Raw genomic sequence first — 6,331 nt, forward strand, 5'->3', positions numbered from 1 at the left:
CGGCGGTGATCAAAAACGGCGGCTACACGCTAGCAAACGCGAAAGTCACTATCGTGCCAAAGCCGGACGGTCAGGTTATCAGCTATAAAGTCGCCGACAAGCACCTGCGCACGCACGGCGGAATTCCGGTTTTCGGACTATATCCGGACTATCAAAACACCGTCGAGGTCGAGTATGATAAAATTTATAAAGGTGGGACCGAGCACGTAAAGGAAACCTATAAAATTTACGCTCCGGCGATCTATTTGGAGAGCTCGGGCATGCCGTCTCAAAAGGGCGCGCTGTTTGATAAAATCGAGGTCGTAAAGGCTCCGAGCGCTAAATTTGCTAACCGCCTCTACTATGTAAATAACTTCGTAAATAAAACGGGCAAAGGCACCAAGGTCGTGTGGAACAACCCCGCAGGCGGCGCGATCGAGTGGAACTACAGCCCGAACAACTTCGTGCTAGACACCAAAGGCGAAGTGCGCTGGTATCTGGAGCCGAGTAAAATTTACGACCTCAAGCAGCCGTTTAGCGCGGGCGTCATGATGGGCTTTAAGCAAAACGACGACGGCGCGATGACGTGGGGATATGGCCAGCGATATGCCAAATACGACATAATGGGGCGCGAAATTTTTAACCGCGAGCTGCCTGCTGGCTACAACGACTTCTCGCACTCCATGGACGTAGCGCAAAACGGACACTACTTCCTCCGCGCGGCAAACGCCAACTATAAACGCGCCGACGGTAAAAACGTCCGCACCGTGCGCGACGTCATCGTCGAGGTCGATCGCGACGGCAACGTCGTGGATGATTTTAGACTATATGAAATTTTAGATCCGTATCGCGACATCGTGCTAAAAACGCTTGATCAGGGCGCGGTGTGCCTAAATATCGACGCTAGCAAGGCGGGCCACACCGCGAGCACGGACGAGCTAGCCGCGATGGATACGAACGAAAAATGGGGCGACATCGTAGGCTCGGGCCCTGGACGCAACTGGGCGCACGTAAATAGCGTGGACTACGACCCAAGCGACGATAGTATCATCATCTCCAGCCGCCACCAAGACGCCGTCATCAAGATCGGCCGCGACAAAAAAGTCAAATGGATAATGGGCGCGCACAAGGGCTGGAAGGATCAGTTTAAGGGCTACTTGCTCCAGCCGGTAGATAAAGACGGCAAAAAGATCGTCTGCGAGGACGAATACTCAAAATGCCCGGGATATGAGAGCGAGAAGGGTGGATTTGACTGGCAGTGGACGCAGCATACGGCATTTCGCATCGATAGCAAGTCCAAAAAGGGCGTAGTGTATCTCACCGTCTTTGACAACGGCGACACCCGCGGCATGGAGCAGCCTGCGATGGCGGGTATGAAATACTCCCGCGCGGTCGTCTATAAAATCGACGAAAAAGCTAAAACCGTCGAGCAGGTCTGGGAATACGGCAAACAGCGCGGCAGCGAGTGGTACAGCTCGGTTACTTCGCTCGCGCAGTATCAGGATGACCTTGATAGCGTGATGGTTTACTCGGCGGTTGCCGGCATGCAGTTTGACATCGCCAAAGGCCGCCCGGTCGGCGTGCCTAGCCCGCATATCAACGAGTTTGAATGGGGCGCAAAAGAGCCGTCAATCGAAATCAAAATGACCAATGCGATGGGCTATCAGGCGTTTCCGTTTAGTCTAGAAAAGGCGTTTGAAAAGTAAAATTGAGCGGCTCCCGGCCGGTGCGCTTTGGGGCCGCCTTTTGGTAAATTTGGATTTTTGCGCTTGCGACCGGGTTAAATTTGCCCGCTCAAATTGATGGGTCGCAGGCTTTAAATTTGGATCAAATTTGACGCCCTCCCGCACCCGCTCGGATACGGCAAATTTGACCGCAAAAGGTAAAATTTAGGCTCGCGTTTCCATCCTTTGCGCTAGTCTAAATCTTACCTTTTCCTGCCAAGCGTTTGGGAAAATAGGACTCCGAAAGACAATAGTAATGCCTAAACGCTTGGATTTTCGTTACTGCTTAAATTTACCCGTTTGCTTCATAAATTTAGCTTTGAATTTTCAAATTTACACCCTTGTTGCCGTAAAACCGATATAATCTACATAAAAAACGGCGGAGGCGAAAATGCAAAAATTTGTCGAGCAAAAATTTATCGGCGAGCGCGCGATGTTTGGCACAAAAGATGCGGAGTTTGAGCGGTGCGGGTTCGCAGAGGGTGAGTCGCCGCTAAAGCACGGGCAAAATTTGCGCCTAAAAAACTGCACTTTCGAGTGGAAATATCCACTGTGGTACACCAAAAACGTCGCCGTGGAGGACGGATTTTTACTGCAAATGGCGCGCGCAGGCATCTGGTACGCGCAGGACGTTAGCTTTAAAGATACGCTAATCCAGGCGCCAAAATCCTTCCGCAGGTGCCAAAACGTGAGGCTAGAAAACGTAAATTTGACCCAGGCCGAGGAGACGCTGTGGAGCTGTGAGGACGTGGAGATAAAAAACGTCTGCGCGCGCGGGGATTATTTTGCGATGAACTGCGAAAACGTGCGCGTTTACGGGCTAAATTTGGACGGGAACTACGGCTTTGACGGCTGCAAAAATCTGCTCGTCGAGGATAGCAAACTACTTAGCAAAGACGCCTTTTGGAACTGCGAGAACGTGACCGTGCGAAATAGCTTTATAAGCGGCGAATACCTCGCGTGGAACAGCAAAAACGTGACCTTTGAAAACTGCGTGATAGAGAGCTTGCAAGGGCTTTGCTACGTGCAAAATCTCGTGCTGCGCGGCTGCCAGACGCTAGATACGACGCTAGCCTTTGAGTACTCAAGCGTGGACGCTGAAATTTTAGGCGGCATAGCTAGCGTGAAAAACCCACTTTCAGGCGCGATAAGGGCGCAAGAAATAGGCGAAATAATAATGCAAAAAGAGTGCATAGATCTGGCCGCTACTAGGATAATTTTAGAAAAATAACGGCACGTTTTGCCGGCGGCTTTTATGAGTTTTTGTTTCGTTTGCCTGTAACTGCAAGCAGAGGCTTTTGTGGCGCCTTGGCCGCAAAAACCGTAGCGACGTTAAAAATGATCTCGCGATGCTTCGCCTTTTTTTCTTACGCTCAAATTTGGAATTAGCTTTTAAATCCAAGCAACGCTTCAAATTTGGCCCCAAACAAGAAATTATTATTTCGTTTAAATTTTGCCGCCGGCTAGAGTCGCTTATATATAGCTCCTTTATCCTTGCCCATCTACTTTGCTTGCGGCATTATCGCTCTATGTTTAAATATGAAGCCGAATTTTGAGATTTAAGCCGTTTTTGGCTTAAATTACTCCTTTAAACTAAAGAATTAAATTATTTAAATAAGGAAAAAATATGTCGTTTTTTGAAAAATTAAAGCTAGCTTTTTACACGATTTGTCGCCCCGAAAAGCTTATTTCGTTTAGGCTTGAAAAGCCCGATCCGCGCTACACGCGCGAAGCGAATTTTACCCTAAAATACGGTATCCTTCGCGCTCATCAAAATATGGACGCCGTCACGATCGCCTACGACCGCCTGTGCGAACAATATGCTGGATTTAAGCCGCTTTTTATCATTGAAAACGCTCCGCAGTGCGAATACACGAATATGCATGCAAGCTCTAGTTACGAGATGCTGGACGAGGAGGAGTATAATGCGCAAAATCCGGACGCTCAAGACTTTCCGGCTGCGGAGTTTCGTTTGATGCTAAGTATCCTGCGCAACCCCGAATACAAGACGGAAGTTGGCCAATTTTACGGTAAATTTAGCCTAAATTATCCAGATAAATTAAAGGCGCTAGAATACCTCAATACCCGCGATTATAACGCTCTTGACGAGGATATCGACGTTTATCTGTGTCCTTGCGAGCGCAGTACGGACGTATTTGCGAGAATGATTCAGGGGTATTTTGCCGATGATTTTGAACCTGAGCAGACGTATGCGTTTATTTTGATGATGAACGAGCGATTCGGGTTTGAGTTTATCGGTATCGGCGCGACTCTGATGCTATTTTATCGCCGTAAAAATTTAAGCGACGCCATGGCCGAGGAGCTACTGCAAGAGCTGGCTAAAATTTACGATACGCCTTACGAAGCGATCAAAAAAGCTCTGTGGCATAACGCGTTTGGCTCTCGTAAGACGCTCGTGCTACCGTTTGCCGAAAATATCGAAGACACCGTAGCGGATGAGCTGTAAAATCGGAGTAAATTTTGCCTAGCAAGCTCAAAATTTTAGGACGAAATCTTAAACATTACAAAATTTTAAAGAAATTTTAGCTACACTCAGCAAATTTTATAAAAAAGGATGCCAAATGAACCCTTCCGAATTTATCTGGATGGATGGAAAATTAGTCAAATGGGAGGACGCTAAAGTCCACGTTTTAACCCACTCGCTTCACTATGCAAACGCCGTATTTGAGGGCACAAGAGCCTATATGACGGATAAAGGTTTAGCGATATTTCGCCTAAGCGATCACACCGCGCGCCTACTAAAATCAGCCAAAATGACGATCCTAAACGTCAAATACACGCAAAAAGAGCTTGAAGACGCGCAAGTCGAGCTACTTCGCGCAAATAAATTTAAATCAAACGTCTATCTACGCCCGATCGTTTACCTAGGCTACGGCGTGATGGGTCTAGCTCACACCAAAGCTCCCGTAAATACGGCAATCGCCGCATGGGAGTGGGGTGCGTATCTAGGCGAAGAGGGGCTTAAAAAAGGCATCCGCGTGAAAATTTCAAGCTTTGCCAAACTAAACGTCGGCGGTCAAATGAGCCGCGCGAAATCAAGCTCGAACTACCTCTGCTCGCAAATGGCAAACTACGAAGCCAAAGAGGCGGGCTACGACGAGGCGTTGCTGCTTGATAGCGAGGGCTACATCTCGGAGGGGCCGGGCGAGTGCTTTTTCATCGTGGAAGACGGCGCGCTCATCACTCCTCCAAACGACAGCAGCCTAGCTAGCATCACGCAAGACACCGTCATCAAAATCGCTCGCGATCTAGACATCGAAGTGCGCAGAGAGCGCATCACTCGCGACCGCGCATATACTGCGGACGAGGCGTTTTTCACGGGTACGGCGGCTGAGGTCACTCCGATAAGCAACATCGACAACCGCGTGATCGGCGCGGGCGAGCGCGGAGCGGTAACTAAACGCCTACAAGACGCGTATTTTGACGTAGTTTACGGACGCAATCCAAAATACGCCTCGATGCTAACTTACATTTAAGGAACGAAATGCCGGCAGATTTGAACGATTATTTTAATAAAAAACGAGGCTCCGGCGGCGGAGACGATAACGGCGGCGAGAGCAAGGGCCCAAAAGTAAATTTTAAAACGCCTGATTTTAAAGGATTTGGCAAAATTTCAGCCTTTGCCTACGTCATCATCGCGCTCGTGGCCGTGATCGCGCTTACGCAGCCTTTCGTCACGATAAACTCGGGCGAAGTGGGCATCAAGTCAAATTTGGGTAAATACGACCCGTCTCCGATGCAGCCGGGACTGCATTTCTTTATCCCGTTCTTGCAAAAGGTCATCGTAGTCGATACGCGCGTGCGCCTCATCAACTACACGTCGGGCGAAGATATGGGCGAAGCGGCGCAAAAGTACGGCGCGCAGGCTCAAGCGGGCATCATCCGCAAAAACTCGATCTCCGTTTTGGATGCGAGAAACTTGCCTGTTAGCATCGACATCACCGTGCAGTACCGCCTAAATCCGGAAAACGCACCTCAAACGATCGCGTCTTGGGGGCTTAGTTGGGAAAACAAGATCGTAGATCCCGTCGTACGCGACGTCGTGCGCAGTATCGCGGGTAAATACACCGCTGAGGAGCTTCCGACGAAGCGAAACGACCTAGCCACGGCTATCGACGAGGGTATCCGCAAGGATATCGACGCTCAGCCGAACAAACCAGTCGAGCTACTAACCGTGCAGCTTCGCGAGATAATCCTGCCTGAAAAAGTAAAAGAGCAGATTGAGCGCGTACAAATCGCCAAACAAGAGGCCGAGCGAACCAAGTACGAAGTAGAGCGCGCAAATCAAGAGGCGCTCAAAAAAGCAGCCCTCGCAGAGGGTACGGCAAAGGCCGCTATCATCGAAGCTCAGGGTCGCGCGGACGCCGCTAAGATCGAAGCCGACGCGCAAGCCTACGCAAACAAAGAGGTCGCAAAAAGCCTCGATCAAAATTTGCTAAATTTAAAGCAGATCGAGACGCAGGGTAAATTTAACGAGGCGCTACGCGAAAACAACGACGCGAAGATATTTTTAACGCCTGGCGGAGCGGTGCCGAATATCTGGGTAGATACGAAGGATAAGGCGAAGCAAAGCGCGATAACGCAATAACTTTTGCTTGAAGCGGCTC

Annotated in this window: 5 protein-coding genes; all 5 read left to right on the forward strand. The window is 49.5% G+C overall.

Translation table 11 applies throughout. The features are described from left to right. Positions 1-1,685: aryl-sulfate sulfotransferase (locus Q0314_RS05645; RefSeq protein ID WP_298057418.1), on the forward strand; the 1,685-nt coding region annotated here is incomplete at its 5' end. Positions 1,686-2,094: 409 nt separating this feature from the next. Next, positions 2,095-2,934 carry a DUF3737 family protein gene (locus Q0314_RS05650; RefSeq protein WP_298057419.1) on the forward strand — a complete coding sequence of 280 codons (840 nt, stop codon included), beginning with the start codon at positions 2,095-2,097 and terminating at the stop codon, positions 2,932-2,934. 396 nt (positions 2,935-3,330) lie between these two features. Further along, positions 3,331-4,170 (forward strand): hypothetical protein, encoded by an 840-nt coding sequence (locus tag Q0314_RS05655; RefSeq protein ID WP_298057421.1) that lies wholly within the window; start codon positions 3,331-3,333, stop codon positions 4,168-4,170. Positions 4,171-4,285: 115 nt separating this feature from the next. After that, on the forward strand, positions 4,286-5,200 hold the full coding sequence (locus Q0314_RS05660; RefSeq protein WP_297968719.1) for a branched-chain amino acid transaminase: 915 nt from the start codon (positions 4,286-4,288) through the stop codon (positions 5,198-5,200). 8 nt (positions 5,201-5,208) lie between these two features. After that, entirely contained in the window at positions 5,209-6,312 is a 1,104-nt protein-coding gene (locus Q0314_RS05665) for a prohibitin family protein (protein ID WP_122863408.1), read from the forward strand. Positions 6,313-6,331 lie beyond the last annotated feature (19 nt).

Source organism: uncultured Campylobacter sp., assembly GCF_938040115.1.
Classification (GTDB): domain Bacteria; phylum Campylobacterota; class Campylobacteria; order Campylobacterales; family Campylobacteraceae; genus Campylobacter_A.